The 19,237-nt window shown below is 45.3% G+C and carries 16 protein-coding genes; 9 read left to right on the top strand and 7 right to left on the bottom strand.

The genetic code is table 11. The annotated features are described in order from the left end of the window. Nucleotides 1-7 precede the first annotated feature (7 nt). Complete coding sequence (locus AC07M6_RS04975) at nucleotides 8-1,195, top strand: class I SAM-dependent rRNA methyltransferase (protein ID WP_494887819.1); 1,188 nt, start codon at nucleotides 8-10, stop codon at nucleotides 1,193-1,195. Nucleotides 1,196-1,544: 349 nt separating this feature from the next. Here the strand turns inward: AC07M6_RS04975 and AC07M6_RS04970 are convergent, their stop codons facing one another. The 3 genes from AC07M6_RS04970 to AC07M6_RS04960 form a co-directional block, all read right to left on the bottom strand. Further along, nucleotides 1,545-2,309: a LytR/AlgR family response regulator transcription factor gene (locus AC07M6_RS04970; protein WP_494887818.1), complete on the bottom strand. Its 765-nt coding sequence runs from the start codon at nucleotides 2,307-2,309 to the stop codon at nucleotides 1,545-1,547. Next, a complete protein-coding gene (locus AC07M6_RS04965; protein WP_494887817.1) occupies nucleotides 2,290-3,327 on the bottom strand; it encodes a sensor histidine kinase in 1,038 nt (345 codons plus the stop codon). The genes AC07M6_RS04970 and AC07M6_RS04965 overlap by 20 nt, the downstream gene beginning before the upstream one ends. Before the next feature lie 209 nt (nucleotides 3,328-3,536). Then, complete coding sequence (locus tag AC07M6_RS04960; protein ID WP_494887816.1) at nucleotides 3,537-4,022, bottom strand: hypothetical protein; 486 nt, start codon at nucleotides 4,020-4,022, stop codon at nucleotides 3,537-3,539. A 180-nt stretch (nucleotides 4,023-4,202) separates the two neighbouring features. Between AC07M6_RS04960 and AC07M6_RS04955 the strand changes: the two genes are divergently transcribed. Both AC07M6_RS04955 and AC07M6_RS04950 read left to right on the top strand, forming a co-directional pair. After that, complete coding sequence (locus tag AC07M6_RS04955; protein WP_494887815.1) at nucleotides 4,203-4,772, top strand: Crp/Fnr family transcriptional regulator; 570 nt, start codon at nucleotides 4,203-4,205, stop codon at nucleotides 4,770-4,772. 74 nt (nucleotides 4,773-4,846) lie between these two features. Beyond that, nucleotides 4,847-5,587 (top strand): SDR family oxidoreductase, encoded by a 741-nt coding sequence (locus AC07M6_RS04950; RefSeq protein ID WP_494887814.1) that lies wholly within the window; start codon nucleotides 4,847-4,849, stop codon nucleotides 5,585-5,587. Between the two features lie 150 nt (nucleotides 5,588-5,737). Here AC07M6_RS04950 and AC07M6_RS04945 read toward each other — a convergent pair whose 3' ends face one another. Both AC07M6_RS04945 and thiL read right to left on the bottom strand, forming a co-directional pair. Next, complete coding sequence (locus AC07M6_RS04945; RefSeq protein ID WP_494887813.1) at nucleotides 5,738-7,477, bottom strand: S41 family peptidase; 1,740 nt, start codon at nucleotides 7,475-7,477, stop codon at nucleotides 5,738-5,740. Between the two features lie 360 nt (nucleotides 7,478-7,837). After that, nucleotides 7,838-8,881: a thiamine-phosphate kinase gene (gene thiL, locus AC07M6_RS04940; protein WP_494888447.1), complete on the bottom strand. Its 1,044-nt coding sequence runs from the start codon at nucleotides 8,879-8,881 to the stop codon at nucleotides 7,838-7,840. Between the two features lie 190 nt (nucleotides 8,882-9,071). On the opposite strand from thiL, the gene AC07M6_RS04935 reads away from it, so the two are divergent. The 3 genes from AC07M6_RS04935 (at nucleotide 9,072) to AC07M6_RS04925 (ending at nucleotide 12,159) form a co-directional block, all read left to right on the top strand. Then, on the top strand, nucleotides 9,072-10,505 hold the full coding sequence (locus AC07M6_RS04935; protein ID WP_494887812.1) for a DNA/RNA non-specific endonuclease: 1,434 nt from the start codon (nucleotides 9,072-9,074) through the stop codon (nucleotides 10,503-10,505). An 83-nt stretch (nucleotides 10,506-10,588) separates the two neighbouring features. Beyond that, on the top strand, nucleotides 10,589-11,512 hold the full coding sequence (locus tag AC07M6_RS04930) for a helix-turn-helix domain-containing protein (protein ID WP_494887811.1): 924 nt from the start codon (nucleotides 10,589-10,591) through the stop codon (nucleotides 11,510-11,512). Between the two features lie 68 nt (nucleotides 11,513-11,580). Next, entirely contained in the window at nucleotides 11,581-12,159 is a 579-nt protein-coding gene (locus tag AC07M6_RS04925; protein WP_494887810.1) for a DUF6624 domain-containing protein, read from the top strand. Nucleotides 12,160-12,324: 165 nt separating this feature from the next. Here AC07M6_RS04925 and polA read toward each other — a convergent pair whose 3' ends face one another. Next, nucleotides 12,325-15,132 carry a DNA polymerase I gene (polA, locus tag AC07M6_RS04920; protein WP_494887809.1) on the bottom strand — a complete coding sequence of 936 codons (2,808 nt, stop codon included), beginning with the start codon at nucleotides 15,130-15,132 and terminating at the stop codon, nucleotides 12,325-12,327. 138 nt (nucleotides 15,133-15,270) lie between these two features. On the opposite strand from polA, the gene AC07M6_RS04915 reads away from it, so the two are divergent. Further along, entirely contained in the window at nucleotides 15,271-16,140 is an 870-nt protein-coding gene (locus AC07M6_RS04915) for a hypothetical protein (RefSeq protein ID WP_494887808.1), read from the top strand. Between the two features lie 50 nt (nucleotides 16,141-16,190). On the opposite strand, the gene AC07M6_RS04910 is transcribed toward AC07M6_RS04915, so the two are convergent. Next, a complete protein-coding gene (locus tag AC07M6_RS04910; protein WP_494887807.1) occupies nucleotides 16,191-16,694 on the bottom strand; it encodes a hypothetical protein in 504 nt (167 codons plus the stop codon). Between the two features lie 148 nt (nucleotides 16,695-16,842). On the opposite strand from AC07M6_RS04910, the gene dnaG reads away from it, so the two are divergent. Continuing rightward, on the top strand, nucleotides 16,843-18,765 hold the full coding sequence (gene dnaG / locus AC07M6_RS04905; RefSeq protein WP_494887806.1) for a DNA primase: 1,923 nt from the start codon (nucleotides 16,843-16,845) through the stop codon (nucleotides 18,763-18,765). Further along, a complete protein-coding gene (locus AC07M6_RS04900; RefSeq protein ID WP_494887805.1) occupies nucleotides 18,765-19,133 on the top strand; it encodes a YraN family protein in 369 nt (122 codons plus the stop codon). The genes dnaG and AC07M6_RS04900 overlap by 1 nt, the downstream gene beginning before the upstream one ends. Nucleotides 19,134-19,237: the final 104 nt, after the last annotated feature.

The following is a 19,237-nucleotide window of genomic DNA, read 5'->3' as shown; positions in this document are numbered from 1 at the left end:
TGCCCTTATGATTGATGTTTTATTAAAGAAAGGTAAGGAGAAAGCAGTTTTACACCGCCACCCCTGGGTGTTTTCGGGCGCGATAGAAAAGGTAAAGGGCAAACCAGCCAATGGCGATGTGGTGCGGCTTACCGATGCCAAGGGTGTGTTTTTAGCTTACGGCTTTTATAACGATCAATCGCGCGTAGCGGTACGTTTATTGGAATGGGATGAAACGGCAGACATCAACGACGACTGGTACCGTGCGCGCGTGGTACAGGCCGTACAAAGCCGTGCCCATTTATTGGCTGATAAAAGCACCGATACCTGCCGCCTCATTTTTAGTGAGGCCGATTACCTGCCGGGACTGATCGTTGATAAATACGCCGCTTATCTTTCGGTACAGATCCTTACTTCGGGCATGGAACGGGTGATGCCGGTAATTATTGACGAATTGCAAAAGCTGCTAAAACCCGAAGGCATTTTTGATAAAAGCGATACCTCATCCCGCGCCCATGAAGGCCTGGGCGAATCTTTTGGTGTATTGGCCGGAAACCCGCCGCCTGATATAGTAATGGTGAAAGAGAACGACATTGAATACGGTATTAACATAGCCGAAGGGCAAAAATCAGGCTTCTATTGCGATCAGCGGGATAACCGCCGGATCCTGGCTGGTTATGTTGATGGTAAAACCGTGCTGGATTGTTTTTGCTATACCGGTGGCTTTACGCTGAACAGTTTAAAACAGGGGGCTACGGCCGTTACCAGCGTGGATAGCTCGGCATTGGCTATTGAGACTTTGAACGAAAATATTGTATTAAATAAGTTGGATGCTGCTAAGCATACCGCCATCAAATCCGACGTAAATAACCAGTTGCGCAAGTTCCGAGATGAGGATGCCCGGTTTGATGTGATCGTTCTCGATCCACCCAAATATGCGCCCTCGCGCTCGGCGCTCGACAGGGCATTGCGTGCTTATAAGGATTTGAACCGCCTGGCCATGTTGCTGCTAAATAAAGGTGGATTGTTGGCCACCTATTCCTGCTCAGGCGCTATGGATATGGAAACCTTTAAACAGGTGCTGGCCTGGGCCGCGCTTGATGCCGGCAAACAGGTGCAGTTTATCCACCAGTTTTGCCAGCCCGAAGATCACCCGGTAAGGTCGTCCTTCCCCGAAGGAGAGTATCTGAAAGGTTTATTGTGCAGGGTGTGGTAGGGTTTTAAGTTAACCTATAAAATAAAGCAGGTTACTTTGTATTTTGGAGCAAGTTTCATAGCATCAAACGTTCTGATGGAGCGTAAAAATGTATAATTAATAGTGTAAACTTTCTTTAGGGCGAGACATGATCTATTGTTCATTGCCGTCCCATTTATGGGACGGATAAACAGGTATCAACTATTGGCTTTAGCCAAACTGAACACCAGGTAAGGATAGAGGTTTGGCTAAAGCCAGGACTACTCGCATGTTATCCGTTGGCTGAAGCCAACGGCAATGAATAAGAACATGCAAGGAAATTCATTGCGGTTATTTATGGGTTAACTTAAAGGTAGGGTAAGCCGCGTAATCAGCCCTTGGCCAGCCAGTTCAAAAACTGGGAGGCTTTCCCCTTACTTACAATAATTTTATCGTTAAAGGGGATATTGAGATTTAACGACAGTTTTCTGGAAAAAAAGCTGGATACATCTATAATCGCCTTCCGGCAGATCAATGATTGCCTGTTTGCCCTGAAAAAGATATTGCCCGAAAGCTTTTCCAGCTCGTCCAGGTTTTTATTGGGAAAATAGCACTTACCCGAAAACGTTAGCAGATGAGTGATCTCGTTTTCGAGGTAAAATAATGCGATGTCTTCCATTTTTACAGGGATGATCTTATCCTGATGATAAACCAGCACCGACGCTGCCGTTTGGGTACCCCTGCCGGTAAGCATTTGCATCAGTGCGTCATATTGCGGGGTTTGATCGGCCGAGAATATCTTTTTAAGCTGCCTGTACTTTTGGAGCGCGCTATCCAGGGTTTGCCGGGTAAATGGCTTTAAGATATAATCTATCCCGTTCGCTTTAAATGCATCTAAGGCGTACTCGTCATACGCGGTACAAAAAATAACCGGCACAGCAACAGGTTCGGCCACAAAGATCTCAAAACTGAGCCCGTCCCCTAACTGGATATCACTGAAGATCAGATCGGGCGCATCGGCTTTTTTGAAGTAGGCAATCGCTTCCTTTACAGATTTAAGCTTGACGATCTCTACCGGCTCATCTATCAGTTTTTTAATATCCGCCTCCAGCTCATCGGCAACAATCGCTTCGTCCTCAATAATTACTATGTTCATTTTTTAATAATTTAATACTTACCGAAAAAGAGTTTTCATCTTCTTTAATCATAATGTCGTCCCCCGACCATAGGCGGTATCTTTCTGCCAGATTAGCCAAGCCATAATGGGTTGAAGCGGCCTGCATTTTCTTCTTTTGTATATTGTTACTGATAACCAGCCATTCGGCCGCCTGGCTGATGTTTACGATCAGTGGATCCTCCTGCGTGAAATTGTTATGCTTAATAGCGTTCTCCAATAACGGCTGCAGGGAAAATGAAGGCAGGTAGTAATTTTTTAAAGTTATATCCGGCAGGGCGATGGTGCAAACCAACGCTGTACCAAACCTGATCCGTTGCATCTCAAGGTAATCAGATAACAGCCTTACCTCATCTTCCAGCTTTGATACGTTAGACGCATGGTGAAAAATAGACGCCCTTAAAAAATTGGCCATGTGTACAATGTAAATATCGGCAGTTTGCGTGTCTTTGTGATACAGTGCCTTAAGCGTATTCAGCGCGTTAAACAAAAAATGCGGCTGGATCTGTTGCTTTAAAAGAATGTTAGAAGCCTCGGCATTGGCTGCTTTTAACCGTGAAAGCTCCAGCTCGCTATACAATTTATGTTCGTATAATAAAACCGAATCGTGCAGGATGATGATCATGGTGTTGATGACGATGCCCGATCCGACGAAGGCAAAAAATAAACCAACATCCTTAAACGACCATGCCGAGCCGGCCAGGCGGGCAAAAATTGGCCACAACACCAGGTAGATCATTATGCTGACAGGGTAAGTTAACAGACGCCGGTATAGCGTAAACTGCTTTGATCTGAAATTGAACTTTTTTGCTAAAAGAATCATAAAGCCAACATCGGCATAACCCACCGATACGATACCCAAAACCGTGAACAGCGTATAAACATAGATATGCTTTTGAGACCCATCGTGCGAAATAATGATATAAAAGATAATGCCAATAATGATTGACAGTAACCAGCTGAGGCGATTTAAACGTTTTACGGGTAAATTTTCGTCCATAAAGATAAAGTTACCTAATAGATAGCAGGTTAATTACGTTTTTAAACCAAAACGGGCAAATAGGAAGCCGGATGGTGCAAAACTCCGGTTGAACCAGTGAAATTTTATCAGGCCAAATACAGTTGTAGAAAATATACATCTAAACTCAATTCCAACAAAAAAGCCGCCTCATATACCTACGAGGCGGCTTTTTATTATATGCTCAACAATTAGTTATGTCCGTGTCCCCTGTTTGGGCGGCCATTACCTTTGCCGTGGTCATTGTCGTTACGGCCACGGTTATCACCCTTCCAATGGTTGCGGTATTTGTTGTCGCGGCTATCACGGATGATGGTTTGTCCCCTTTTACCTTTATAACGGGCATATTTGGCACGGATAGCTGCCTGGTTACGCCATGGCTCGGGCTGGTTAACTACTACTTTGTAACTGTTATACACATCAAAGTTGCGGTAACGGCTTGGTAAGTTAGTAGTACGTATCCAGGCGTTATTTTGCAGGTACACATACTGATGGCCCGGAACATAATAATAGGCATCAATATCAGGCATATAGTAATATTCTACGTGGTCGTAACCGGTTGGGCCCCATTCGGGCTGGCTGCCAATATTTAAATTAAAATTGACCTTTAACTGGGCATCGGCCTTAAAGGCGAAGCTGCTTAAAAGTAAAGCGGCCCCTAAAATTAACTTTTTCATAGTTTTGAATTTATTTGAAGGTATGACAATCAAACCCTGCAAAAGGTTTAGAAGATCTATTGTATAGGTTTGGTTACAAACGTCAAATTCACATTACTTAATCTCAAAAAGCTTGAAGTTGGCTGTATTATGTATTCAAAAATTTAGTTTACTTTATAAAAAACAAGGTAATGTAATACAATGGATCAAACGTTAATTGATTATCTGCAACTATTTAAGCCAATACCCGAACCCGATCAACAATTAATTGCTGCAGCTTTTACTCCAAGGATAGTAAAAGAAGGCGATACACTTTTTAACGGTGGTATATGCCGCGAGCGCTATTTTATCTGCCGTGGAATACTACGTATTATGGTGAATACCGAAGATGGCAGGCCGGTAACGCACTACTTTTTAAAAGAAAACCAATTTTGTACTATACTAAACAGTTTTAATAAACAGGAACCGGCCGAAGAGATCATTCAGGCGGCTTGTGACGCAGAAATTTTAGTAGCTACGCGTAACCGACTTCTGAAATTATATGAGCAGGTACCTTACTTAAAAGAACTGATGGATCAGATTATTCAGCAAGCTTTATTGGATAAGATCCGCATCCGTAATACTTATTTAGGGCATGATGCCACCACTCAATACAAACTATTCCTCATACAGCAGCCGGATATTGCTGCCCGTATATCGCTGAATGATATTGCATCATACCTTAGTATTACGCCCCAATCATTGAGCCGCATCCGTAAAAATATCCGCTGATCTTGATTTTTTACCATTTGGTAATTGCCGCCGGTTTTCGTGTGCCGAACTTTGCTGGCACAAACAATATCAAAATGAAAGACCAAACAACCAACGGATTATTGATTAATAAACGGGTTATCATATTAGGTGGTAGTTCGGGGATTGGGCTGGCTACGGCCAAAGCAGCCACAAATGAAGGCGCGAAAGTGATCATTGTATCCAGCAACCAGCAGCGCATTAAAGATGCGCTTAGTCAGTTACCGGCAAACAGCGAAGGTTATGCCACAGACTTAACCAGCGAAGCAGCGATTAAGGCGCTTTTTGAAAAAACGGGGAAAATTGATCACTTAGTATATACAGCAGGCGAAAACATTAAGTTAGGGGTGTTGAAAGACACTTTGATGGATGATGCCCGACATTACTTTACCCTGCGTTATTGGGGCGCTGTTACTGCGGTTAAATATGCTGCACCCCATATTAATACTAACGGATCAATTACATTAACAAGCGGCATAGCCAGCGTGCGGCCGCAAGCTGGCTGGGGCATGGGTGCCAGTATGTGCGCCGCTATGGAGGGATTTATGCGTGCTATGGCTATTGAATTAGCGCCCGTGCGGGTAAACCTGGTATCCCCGGGTTTCGTTCGCACGCCGCTTTGGGATGGCTTCCCTGAAACCGAACGCGAAGCAATGTATGCTTCGGTTGCTAATTCGCTGCCGGTTAAACATGTAGGCGCAGCCGATGAAATAGCGCAGAGTTATTTATACTTGATGAAGCAAACATTTAGCACCGGGCAGGTGGTAGTGGTTGATGGCGGTGCGGTATTAGTATAATGCGCAAGTTTTTAGCTGTCATTTTTACTGACAGACCAGGAAGGTAATGGCTGGTAAAGAGAAATCTTTTTCTTTAGATAGTGATTGTAAAAAAATTCTCTTTATCAGCCAACTTGCCAATGATATCTGATAACATTGTTATTGTTAAGATTAATTTTCGTTAGTCTCCGCCTTCTTACCCGCCATGGCCAAAACAGGCTTGCCAATTACCTTATAAGCGCCATCGCCTTTTAGTATGGCGGCTACCTGGTTTTTGTCCTGCATGGTTTTTACGGCGGTGGCCAGTTCCTTATCGTATTTAAAGTTTACCTGGTAACGGCCTTTTTCAAAATAGTAGCGGGCTACAATTTCGTTCTCCAGCACCTGCCTTATTTCTTCCTTATGCTGTTGCAGGTCGTTCTTTTTGCTGGCCATTAATTTGGTTTTCAGGGCATCATATTCGGTTTGTACCTCGGCAAATTGCTTGTCTTTGGTGGCCTCGGTTTTCAGGCTGGCCAATACTTTTTCGGTAGTGGTGCTGTAGGTGTAATTTTTATCTGCCAGGTATTTTACAAAATCGGCATAATCGGCATCGCTTAAACTAAATGATTTTACATCTGCAATTTGCGGATGGCTGTTGCGGTACTTATTGGCATAATCAAATATCAGCATTTTGCCAACCAGTGTTTGGGTAATATCGGCAAATTTCTCCTGTTTGATAAACAGGTCGGGGTAAACACCGCTGCCATCATAAACAGACCGGCCATCCCTGGTTTTAAACTCATGCATCAGCGAATCGGCAATTTTAGACAGGCTGCCATCATCTTTACGGTGGGCATAATCAATTTCCTGCACACAACGGCCCGATGGGATAAAGTACTTGGCGATAGTGATCTTTACCAGGCTATTATAAGGCAGGTTAAACGTTTGCTGTACCAGGCCTTTGCCATAACTGCGCTGACCGATAATAACGGCGCGGTCCAGGTCCTGCAATGCGCCGGCCACAATTTCTGATGCCGAGGCCGAGTGCCCGTTAACCAATACTACCAGCGGCAAATTGGGTTCCAGCGGTTCGCTAACAGTGCGATAGCTGTAATTTTTCTCCTTTACTTTTCCTTTTTGCGATACCACTTCCACATCCCTGGCCACAAAAAGGTTCACAATTTTTACAGCCTCCTGCAAAATACCGCCACCGTTTGATCGCAGGTCGAGGATAATACCGTTGGGGTTATTCTTTTTCAGGGATATCAATGCGCCGGTCACTTCATCGGCCGAGTTTTCCAGGAATTTATCCAGTTTGATATACCCCATATTGCCATCAACCATACCCGAATAGGTTACGTTGGGTTGTTTAATTTCTTCGCGCACCAGGTTCTTTTCAACCGGCGGGGTGGCGGCATCGCGCTTTAATAATACTTTAATGGCGGCGCCTTTAGCGCCTTTTAACAACAGGCTTACCTGATCGTTATTTTTACCGTTAAGATCGATGTCGTTAATTTTCAGGATCTGGTCGCCGGGGCGGATATCGGCTTTTTGGGCCGGGAAACCTTCAAATACTTCGGATACCAATACTTTATTATCGCGCACAAAAATACCGGCGCCAATACCACCATACTGGGTGCTTACATAACGCAGCTTATAGTCTTCAATTTCCGATTCGGGGACAAACTCGGTATAGGGATCCAGGTTATCCAGCATGGCATCTACGCCATTCTTCAGCATTTTTGCCGAATTGATATCATCAACATAATTAATATTTACCTCTTTGTACAACGAGGCAAATACATCCAGGTTTTTAGAAACCTGGAACAGATCGTCATTAAAACTCCACACCAGCAGGGCTAAACCAATTACCCCGCCCGAAAATCCAATCGCTTTATAGCTGCTTTTTACCTTTGCTATCTTTTTCATGCTCAATGCCTTTATCCTGAAAGATAAAGTTACAAAAAAGCATTAAGTTTTAATGATGTGATTAATTATCATCAAAATCATTACAATTAAATTAACTCGGCAGCGCGTTTGCTTTTGGTGCCCCGGAGGGGCTACCTGTTTGTAGCATTTGATCGAAGACAACGTCACAGCTCCGTAGGTGCTGCCCTCAATTGCAAATCGAATCATACATTTCGATATCGGGTAGCCTCTCCGAGGCATTTTCGCTCTTTTTTACTTACTACAAACAGGTAGCCCCCTACAGGGGCATGAAAAAGATATGGGTACATAGCAGCTTTCAAGAGGGAGAATCGCACGGGTCTCCGCGCTTAATAGATCCACCTATTTATTTTTAAACGCGTTCCATCCCTGTGCTTTTAATTCGTGTACGATACCTGTTTTGGTTATCAGGTTACGCCCGGCGGATGCTTCGGTGATATGGCCGATGATACTGATATCTGGGTGGTTTTTGATCTTATCGTAATCCGTTTGTTTAATGGTGAACAGCAGTTCGTAATCCTCGCCGCCGCTTAGCGCGCATACGGTAGGGTCGAGGTTAAACTCACGGGCCGTATCATAGGTCATGGGATCTATCGGGATCTTTTCTTCGTATAAATTACAGCCTTTATTACTTTGGGTACAAATATGTAATAACTCTGATGCCAGGCCGTCGGATATATCTATCATAGCGGTTGGCACTACTTCCCAGGCCTTCAACAGGTCGATGATATCTTTGCGCGCTTCCGGCTTTAGCTGGCGCTCAATAATATAGTCCTTACCTTCCAGGTCGGGTTGTATTTGCGGGTTTTCCAGGTAAACCAGTTTCTCGCGCTCTAACAGCTGCAGGCCGGTATAAGCCCCGCCCAAATCGCCGGATACGCAAATTAAATCGCCTTCCTGCGCGGTGTTGCGGTAAACGATATCTTTTTCATCGGCATAGCCTAAAACGGTTACGCTGATAATTAAGCCTTGTTTTGATGCCGATGTATCGCCGCCTATCAGATCTACATTGTACTTATCGCATGCCAGGTAAATACCCTGGTATAATTCTTCAACAGCCTCCAGCGGGAATTTGCTGGATACGCCTATCGTTACCGTAACCTGGCTTGGCGTGCCGTTCATGGCATAGATATCACTCAGGTTAACCTGTATAGCTTTGTAACCCAAATGCTTGAAAGGGGTATAAGCCAGATCGAAGTGGATGCCTTCCAGCAAAATATCGGTAGATACCAGTACTTTTTTGCCGCTGAAATCAAGCACCGCGGCGTCATCGCCAATACCTTTCAGGGTGCCGGCTTGTTTTATTTCTATATTTTTTGTCAGATGATCTATCAGGCCAAATTCGCCTAAATGCTCAATCCCTGTTGTTCCTTTATTATCAAACATATCCATTGCGCAAAAGTACAAAAACCTGCCTGTTATTGTTGCAAAGCGTAACCTTATGAGCCAAAGTTTCGTAATAGGATAAGTTATATTTACAATTTTGTTGCATTATTTTTTGCTAAAACGCATTTTGTTAATTGTAAGTTAATATTAAAACCACAAATTTGTAACCGGATACACTTTACCCATATTTATGAAATTAAACAAACTACTCATTTACCCCGCCGTCCTAATTGTTTTAATTGCAGCAAGTTGCCGTAAAAGCGACAACGGAATTCCAAACCCAGTCGATACTACACACACACCGGTTGTACCAAAATCTTACAAAATAACCGAAGATTTTGAAAGCGGTGTTAAAGCAGCTTATGCCGATGGCGATATTAATTTAGCCACCGGCATATGGGATTTTAACGATGCCCTGGTAGGCAGCACTGCCCCTGATGTTAAAAACGGCACCAAATCAGTCAGATTACGCACCGGCAGCATCACCATGAAATTTGATATCAGCGGTATTAAACAGATCAAGATCTATCACGCCAAATATGGCACGGATGCAACCTCTACCTGGCAGTTGCAAATGTCGGCCGATGGCGGTACTACCTTTACGGCATTAGGCAGCGCCATTAACGAAACATCAACCACGCTGGTGGCCGATTCATTCCAGGTGACCGCCACCACTAAGGTGCGTTTCCGGATCTTAAAATCAACCGGTACTACCCGCGTTAATATTGATGACGTGGTATTTACCGGCACCGGCGACCCGGGCTTTATTGTTGGCACGCCTGATACCGGCGGCGATACCGATACCGGCGGCGGCACCCCCGCAGGCTCAAGGCCTGTAGTGATTGGCGCGGATGCCCCACCCGCAACCGGCGATAACAGCAATATGCTTTTCGGGAACCCGTCGGGGGCACAGACTACGCTGGTTATGGGCGATAATTACCTGATCGATCAGGGATACTATGTAGAATCATACAACGCTACCCGGGGCGAACCTAACTGGGTAAGCTGGCACCTGGACCCAAGCAATACCACCAACGCAACCGGCCGCCTGGATAACTTTGCCGCCTGGAGCGGTTTACCAACCGGCTTTTACGCGGTGCAAAGCAATAGCTATTCGGGTTCGGGTTTTGACAGGGGGCACAATTGCCCGTCGGCCGACAGGACAAGCTCTGTCGCGGCTAATGGCGCTACTTTCCTGATGACCAATATGATTCCGCAAGCCCCGCAAAACAACCAGCAAACCTGGAATAACTTAGAATCGTACCTGCGCCTGCAAACGCTGCAGGGTTTCGAGGTTTATGTTATTATGGGCAGCTACGGTAGTGGCGGCACAGGCAGCAATGGTACAGCCACTACGATTAACAGCGGGCATATCACCGTTCCATCCAATGTGTGGAAGGTGGCGGTAATTATCCCGGTTGGCAATACCGATATCAACCGTGTAAGCGCTACTACCCGCATCATAGCGGTAAATACGCCAAACATCAACACCATCAACTCCGACTGGACCAAATACATTGTAACCGTGCGCAGTATTGAGCAGGCTACAGGTTATAACCTGCTTTCGGCCCTGCCACAGTCTGTACAGGATGCAGTAGAAGTAACTAAGGATTCGGGCTTGTAAGAAGACTTTCGATCTGATATTTTTTAAAGGCCTCTGATATTGATCAGGGGCCTTTTCTATGATCATATCTACGCCATAACAGCGTGGCCATCCCTGAAAACAGGACGGCTTTGCTCACCCAGCACAACATTTCAGAAATTTTAACGTCTTTTGATTTGATGAAAGGCCCCTTCCTGTCGATTGAACCGTGCGATGCGCTAAAGCAATATATAGCCTGCTATTATTTTATTAAGAGCGATGATTCCGGCTTTGTCAGCAGGCATTATTCCTTCCCGCATACGTATAACGCGCTGAATATTTATAAAGACAGTGCTTTTGAGGCTACCCCACTGCACTTTAAGGTGACCGAAAGCGCTATCCCCAATTACAGCACATTTATCCAAAAGAAGCAACAAGCCCCACTGATGGTGGATATTTCAGGCCGGATAAACCGGGCTACCATTTTGTTTAAGGATTTTGGCATTAACCATTTTATCAGTCAGCCTTTGGCGGGGGTAATGGGTTATGATGATAAACGGTTCAGGGAGTGGGACAGCGACCTACTATTTGCCCCGTTTATCGTCGACCTTTTTGCCACCGATGATATTAACCGCAAAAAGGAGATCCTGGACCATTTCCTGCTTCAAAAGCTAAACCCGGTTAACCTGGCCGACCTGGAGCAGGCGGTAGCGCTGCTTTGCAATTTTGAGCAAAACTGGTCTGTTGACGCCATTGCCCAACAGCTGGCGGTATCGATACGTACGTTTAACCGTTATTTTAAGGAAGCGCTTGGCGTTTCGCCTGTGGAGTACCGGCGCATTGCCCAGTTCAGGCGGTCGCTGAACGATAAGCTGCTGGTCAACCAGTTTAAAAGGCTGACCGAGATAGGCTATAACAGTAATTTTTACGATCAGTCGTACTTTATTAAGATGTATAAGAAACTAACCGGCAGCAACCCCAAAGCATTTTTTAACGCGGTAGAGAAATTAGGCGACGACCAACTGATCTTCCAATTTGTAAAAAAGTAAGCTGGCCGAAAAGTACAATTTTGTCGGCTTGCTGTATGCTTGTTTTGTATCAACTTAAAAACAAAAGCATGAACAAACTAATATTATTCTTCTCCCTCATCGTACTCTCATTCACCTCATTTGGTCAAAAAAAGATCAATCAAACGCTATCCAAACAAATCGATAGTCTGCGCGACGAAGACCAAAAACCGGTAAGCATGAAACCGGCAGACCGGGCCGCGGCCGAATTTCAATTGGTGATCCGCCGTAATTTCCCGCTGGTGAAAAGTATTATAGACCAATATGGTTTCCCGGGATATGATCTGGTAGGCAAGGAAAGTTCGCACAATTACTGGATGCTGGTGCAGCACAGCGACTTTGATCTGCCCTTTCAAAAACGCGCCCTAATATTAATGAAAGTACAACTGGATAAACATAACGCTTCGGGCCAGGATTATGCCTACCTGATAGACCGGATTGCCCTGAACGAAGGCCACCAGCAAGTTTACGGCACCCAAATTAACATGAGCGAAAAGGGCACTACCATAAAGCCTTGCATAGATACCCTTAACCTTGATAAAAGACGGTTATCGGTAGGGTTAAACCCGATAAAGGATTACTTAAAACGCTGTGATTCCGTCTATCATGAAATAAATAAGAAGCAGTAAAGGCATGGCTACCGCAGGTTTAGCATTGTGTAACCGTGGTAACATTGCCGGAAGTCTCAGACTTCAGGCATTCCCGGGCACAAGTTAACCTAGCGCACATTCCCGCCCTTAAACTTGCGCCAGCGGCGGTTGAACATTAGCTCCCCCTTTAGGGGGCCGGGGGGGTTAATGCGCTTCCAGCCAGTTTACGCCTGTACCAATTTCTACCATAATCGGCACTTCGGTTTTAATGGCGTTTTTCATGTGGTGTTCAATAATGGGTTTAATCTTTTCTACCTCGTGATGCGGTACGTCAAAAACCAACTCATCATGCACCTGCATGGTCATGCGGGCATCCATGTTTTGGGCTTTCAGTTCGCGGTGGATATTGATCATGGCTATCTTGATCATATCCGCGGCCGAACCCTGTATGGGGGCGTTAATGGCATTTCGTTCGGCAAAACCTCGCACGGTTTGGTTGGCCGAGTTAATATCGCGCAAATAGCGGCGGCGGCCCATCAGGGTACATACGTAGCCGTTCTCGCGGGCAAAATTCATGGTATCGGCCATGTAGTTTTTAATACCGGGGAACTGCGCGAAGTATTGCTCAATAATATCGGCAGCCTCCTTGCGGGGGATCCCCAAACTTTGCGACAGGCCAAAAGCTGATTGCCCGTAGATGATCCCGAAGTTAACCGCTTTGGCATTACGGCGCATGGTGCCGTCCACCTGATCCAACGGTACGCCGTATACGTTGGCGGCAGTTGCGGTGTGAATGTCCAGGTTATCAATAAATGCCTTGCGCATGTTCACATCTTTACTGATCTCGGCGATAATGCGCAGCTCTATTTGCGAGTAATCCGCAGATACCAGGATGTGGTTCTCATCGCGCGGAATAAAGGCTTTGCGCACCTCACGGCCGCGTTCGGTACGGATAGGGATATTTTGCAGGTTGGGGTTATTGGAGCTTAAGCGCCCGGTTGCTGCCACCGCCTGGTTATAGGAAGTATGCACCCGCCCGGTTTTTTTATTGATCATCAGCGGCAGCGCATCCACATAGGTTGATTTGAGTTTTTGCAACTGGCGGAAATCCAGGATATCGCGCACAATATCGCTTTTGTTGGCCAGGGCCAGCAACACATCCTCACCGGTTTGGTATTGGCCGGTCTTGGTTTTTTTAGCTTTTGGATCCAGCATCAGCTTCTCAAACAATACCTCGCCCAGTTGTTTTGGCGATGCGATATTGAACCGCACACCGGCTTTCTCGTAAACAGTTTTTTCCAGCACAATAATGTCGGTTTCCAGCGTTTTTGAGAAATCTTTCAGCGCGTTTTGATCTATCCGCACACCCTCGTATTCCATATCGGCTAAAACATATATCAGCGGATGTTCAATCTCGTGGATCAGCTTTTCGGCCTCGGCTTCTTTTAGTTTGCTTTCAAAAATACTTTTCAACTGCAGGGTAATATCGGCATCCTCGGCAGCATATTCTTTGATCTTTTCCAGTTCCACATCGCGCATGGTGCCCTGATTTTTGCCCTTGGGACCAATGAGCTCGGTAATGGAAACCGGTTTGTAACCCAGGTAATTTTCCGACAGGATATCCATATTATGCCGCGTATCCGGATCAATGATATAGTGCGCCATCATGGTATCAAACAGGTCGCCTTTTACCTCCACGCCGTACCATTTCAGGATCATGATATCGTATTTGATATTTTGCCCGGTTTTGGCAATGGCCGGGTTTTCCAGCACGGCCTTAAACTCGTTCACAATGTTTTGCGTCTCCGGCTGATCAACAGGAACCGGTACGTACCAGCCCTGCCCGGGTTTAATAGCGAACGACAAGCCCACCAACTCGCAATTATTGGCATCGGTACCGGTAGTTTCGGTATCAAAACAAATATGTGTTTGTTGAGCAAGCATCGTAATCAGTTCGGCGCGTTCGGCCGGGGTGTTCACTAAATGATATTCGTGCTCCACATTGTTAATGTTTTTAGCGGCATGGGTAGGGCTTTCGGCAATATCGGTCAGCTCCACCGTCATGGTGGTGCGGCCTTCGGCTACAGGGGCGCCAAACAAATCGGTTTGCATACCCACCATCCGGGTTTCGGTAATGCTAAAATCATCACCAAAAACACGGCGGCCCAGCGTACGGAATTCCAGCTCGGCAAAAAGCGGCTCTAACAGATCTTTGCTTGGGGCGCACATTTCCAACCCGGCCTCATCCAGTTCAACGGGCACGTTCAGGTTAATGGTGGCTAAACGTTTGGAGAGCAGGCCTTGCTCTGCAAAGTTCTCTACATTTTCGCGCTGCTTGCCTTTTAGCTCGTGGCTGTTGGCAATGATGTTTTCCATCGAGCCATATTGCTTAATGAGCGCCTTGGCTGTTTTCTCGCCAATACCGGGGATGCCGGGGATATTATCTACCGCATCGCCCCAAAGGCCCAAAATATCTATTACCTGTTCTACCTTTTCAATCTCCCATTTCTCCAGCACTTCCTTTACACCCAATATCTCCATATCGTTACCCATGCGGGCAGGCTTGTAGATAAAGATATTGTCGGACACCAGCTGGGCAAAATCCTTATCGGGGGTCATACAATAAACCTGGTAGCCCTTTTGCTCGGCCTTTTTGGCCAGGGTACCAATGATGTCGTCGGCTTCGTAACCGTCGGATGTGATCAATGGGATATTAAAGCCCAGCACCACTTTAAATATATAGGGCAGCGCCTTGGCCAGGTCTTCGGGCATAGATTCGCGCTGGGCCTTGTAACTTTCAAACTCGATATGGCGTTCGGTTGGGGCTTCGGTATCAAAAACCACGGCCATGTGGGTTGGCTTCTCTTTTTTCAGTACATCCAGCAGGGTATTGGTAAAGCCCATTACAGCCGATGTATTTAACCCGCCCGAAGTAAAGCGGGGAGTTTTACTTAAAGCAAAATGCGCCCGGTAAATAAGGGCCATGCCATCCAGCAAGAATAATTTTTTCATAAACCGATCTTATTGTTTTTGCTGCCCGTATCCGGCAGCTACTGCAATTATAAAGCAAAGATTTGTTAAAAATATCAGATTATTATCCTACTATTTGCTTAGTTGCTATTTTATGCTAATCTTCATGCCAGATTTTTTATGAAGACCGCAAAATTATTGATTCCCCTGGTGCTTTTGGCCATTGCCGCAAAGGCACAAACTAAACCTGCCACCAAAGCTAAACAACCTGCTGCAAAAACCCAGGCACCGGCTGCTGTTGTAACCGCGCCTGTTACCGGCACGCCATCCGATGCGTTTTATGAGTATATGGTGTTAAAACATGCCGATACCCCTGCCCCCGAAGGCTATGGCTTAAAACCCGAACTGCCGATACCCGTTGGATCGTACGTGGAGGACCTGAGCGACCAAAAGAAAATAAGCCTGCAACTGAACCGTTTTTACAAAGCGCTGCTTTGGGCCGATGGCTCGCAAATCATCTGGCTGTCGCGAAGCAGTTCGATGATCAACAATGTTAATATCGACCAGTTCCGTGTAACTAAAGCCGGCACCAAGGATACTATTACGCTGTATACCGATCAGTACAGCAGCGCGCCTATTTTGCTGCCTAGAGGTTTTAAGTTTTATACCAAAGAACAAATGTTTGCCGATTTAAGTCCGGTTGTGACAGAAATGCGGAAATACAATGCTACGCCCAATAAGTATAGCAACGCCGACGCTAAAAACAACAGTTTTAAACTACTGGGTTTAATGCAATCAATTGTAGGGCTTGATTATTTGTTAGATAAAGATTACCTGTCGCCCCTGCTAAATGATGTAGGTGTAGACCTTGATCTGAAAGCTTTCCTGGTAAGGTCGTACATTTTCCACAAGTTTGAGTACGAGCTGACCGGCCAGCCCGATCCGATGATTAAAGCCAATAATGCCATGGTTGATGATTATCAGGCAGCTATAAAAACCAATAACATATTTGCAAAGGGCAATTTGGCTACCTATATGGTGAAGAAATAGCATAACCGGTAGCAAACCGGCTGACTTAAAACTGCCCTCTGAAATGGCAATTAACCCGCCAGCGGCCCTGTATACACATGGTCCCATCTTATCCTGAATTGCCCGCCTTTAAAAACTACGGTTCCCGGATACGTGTTTGTTCCATAGCCATAGGTCAGCTTAAAGTTAAGCTCAAACGTACCTTCCATTAGGTCATTAGTATTTGTAATTGTGCTGAATGTATTGCTTTTCGACGTGTCCAAAATATAGGTAGCCATAATCACGTCCCCGCCCAGTAATATGGTGAAATGGGCATCGATCAGGGTATAACCATCACCTGTTTTTTTGAACTGCATAGTCAGTGATTCATCGCCTTTAGTTCCCCACAGTAATACCGTATCCTTGCGCGCATGGTACTGGGTCAAATACCCGTCCGTACGCCATTCGGCATTGTTTTTTAGGGCGACGATAGTATTGGTTTCCTTGGGCAGTGTACAGCATTTGTTATTTTTGCAACCGAAAGAGATAGCCAAAATGGCAATGGCAGCAATAAGGAAGGTTAGTTTGGTTTTCATATTATGGCTTTTGTAATATTACGAATAGTTTGCTGCGAACGCTACAATACGTTTATAAGGTGGTTTAAATTGTGGATTAGCGTGGAAAATTATGTTAAGTTTAAGTAAACAACCCTACCCATTTTTGCCCTACATTTGTGGTTGACGCATGATTTTAAAAAGCACCGTAGACCGAATAATGGAAGCCACAGATATTGTGGAGGTTATAGGTGAATTTGTACAATTAAAAAAACGCGGGGCCAATTATATCGGGCTGTCGCCTTTTGCAAACGAGCGGACGCCGTCGTTCACGGTATCGCCGGCTAAGGGCATTTTTAAAGATTTTTCGTCGGGTAAAGGCGGTTCGGCCGTTACGTTTTTAATGGAGCTGGAAAAGTTCACCTATCCCGAAGCCCTGAAATGGCTGGCCAAAAAGTACGGGATAGAGGTTGAGGAAACCGTAGTAACCGAAGAGAACAAGGAAGAAGAGAACCGCCGCGAAAGTTTGATGATCGTATCGGGCTATGCCGCTAAGTTTTTCCAGGATAGCCTGTGGGAAACCGACGAAGGGCAAAGCATAGGCCTCAGCTATTTTAAAGAGCGCGGCTTTACCAATGAAACCATCCGCAAATTTGAACTGGGCTACTCGCCCGATCAGTGGGAAGCGTTTTCGGCCCAGGCCTTAAAGGAGGGTTATTTAGAAGAGTTTATTGTAGAAAGCGGCCTGTCGGTTAAACGGGAGAATGGGAGTTTGTACGATCGCTACCGCGGCCGGGTAATGTTCCCGATACATAGCTATACCGGCCGGGTAATTGCCTTTGGCGGCCGTACGCTGAAAAGCGATAAGAACGTACCAAAATATGTGAACTCGCCAGAGAGTGAGATCTACCATAAATCGAACGTATTATACGGACTGAACTTTGCCAAAAAGTCCATGCGCGATGAGGATAACTGCTACCTGGTAGAGGGTTATGCCGACGTGATATCGGTACATCAGGCGGGGATTGAGAACGTGGTGGCATCGTCGGGCACATCGTTAACGGTAGAACAGATCAGGCTGATCGGTCGCCTCACCAAAAACATCACCATTTTATACGATGGTGACGCGGCGGGCATCAAGGCATCCTTACGGGGATTGGATTTGATATTAGAGGAAGGACTGAATGTAAAGGTTGTACTGTTCCCCGATGGGCACGATCCGGATACCTATGTGCGCTTGTTGGGCAGCAGCGCCTTTAAAAAATATATAGACGATAACCGCAAGGATTTTATCCTTTATAAAACCGATATCCTGTTAAAGGAGGCTGGTAAAGACCCCATCCTGAAGGCCGGCGTGATCCGCGAGGTGGTGGAAAGTATTGCCAAAATTCCCGACTCGATCAAAGCATCGGTATTTATTAAGGAGTGCAGCAACCTGATGCAGATTGATGAGCGCGCCTTACTAACCGAGCTGAACAAAATGCGCCAGGCCAAAGCCCGCAAGGATAGCCAGGGACATACGCCGTTAACACCATTTGATGACGCTCCGATAGCTACCGAACCTGTACCAGAACCTGCCATCGCAGATGGTGAAAAACAAGAAAGAGATATAGTGCGATTGATGATTTTATATGGAAATCAAATAATTAATTTAGATGGTAATGCCAATACATATATAGGCCCATTTATCACAACTCAAATTAATGACGTAGAGTTAGTTCACGAAAATTATAAAAAATTTGTAGAGTTATATAGTGAACAAGTGGAAAAGGGAATTATACCAGATGATCAACATTTCATTTATTTAGATGACAAACCAATAGTTGATATGGTGATAGATTTTCTAACTCCTATGTATATTTTAAGTGAGAATTGGGCTGAAATGCATAAAATTTCAACCAATGATGAACAGAAGGACTTGAAGAGAACTGTGATGAAGGCTATATATCATCTTAAAAAGCAGAAAATAGGAGTAATTATTGATTCTCTATGGAAAGCAATGAAAGACGTTACAGACCCAGCAATAATAGAAGACCTTCAAAATAAGCATAAATATATGAAAGGTATAGAGAAAAAAATTGCTGATGAATTGGGAATTACGATTCTTAAATAATGGCCACGCATAATGATCTTGGCCGCCGTGGCGAAGCTTTAGCCAAAACCCATCTGGAAAATGCCGGTTATGAAATAATGGACGAGAACTGGTGCCACGGCAAAGCCGAAGTAGACCTGATCGCTTACAAAGATGGCGTGATCATTTTTACCGAAGTGAAAGCCCGCACCGGCACCGGCTTTGGCCAGCCCGAAGATTTTGTTGATCTGCGTAAGCAAAAGCTGTTAGCCAAAGCAGCCGGCGAGTACATCTATCTGATGGGCCATAATGGCGATGTGCGGTTTGATATTATCGCTATCCTGTTTAATGCCGGCGGGAGCTACCGGTTAAACCATATTGAAGATGCCTTTTGGCCCAAACCCGAATAGCAGAATTTAGATAATAGTAAAGGCAGGATATCGCGAAAGTTTATTTATTAACTATTAGGATTTTGAAATTAATGTGCACAATTTTATTGTTTTAAGTAAAAAAA

The sequence above is a fragment of the Mucilaginibacter sp. GW821-FHT07H05 genome, assembly GCF_059418485.1.
This window is presented reverse-complemented; position numbering and strand designations above follow the sequence as displayed.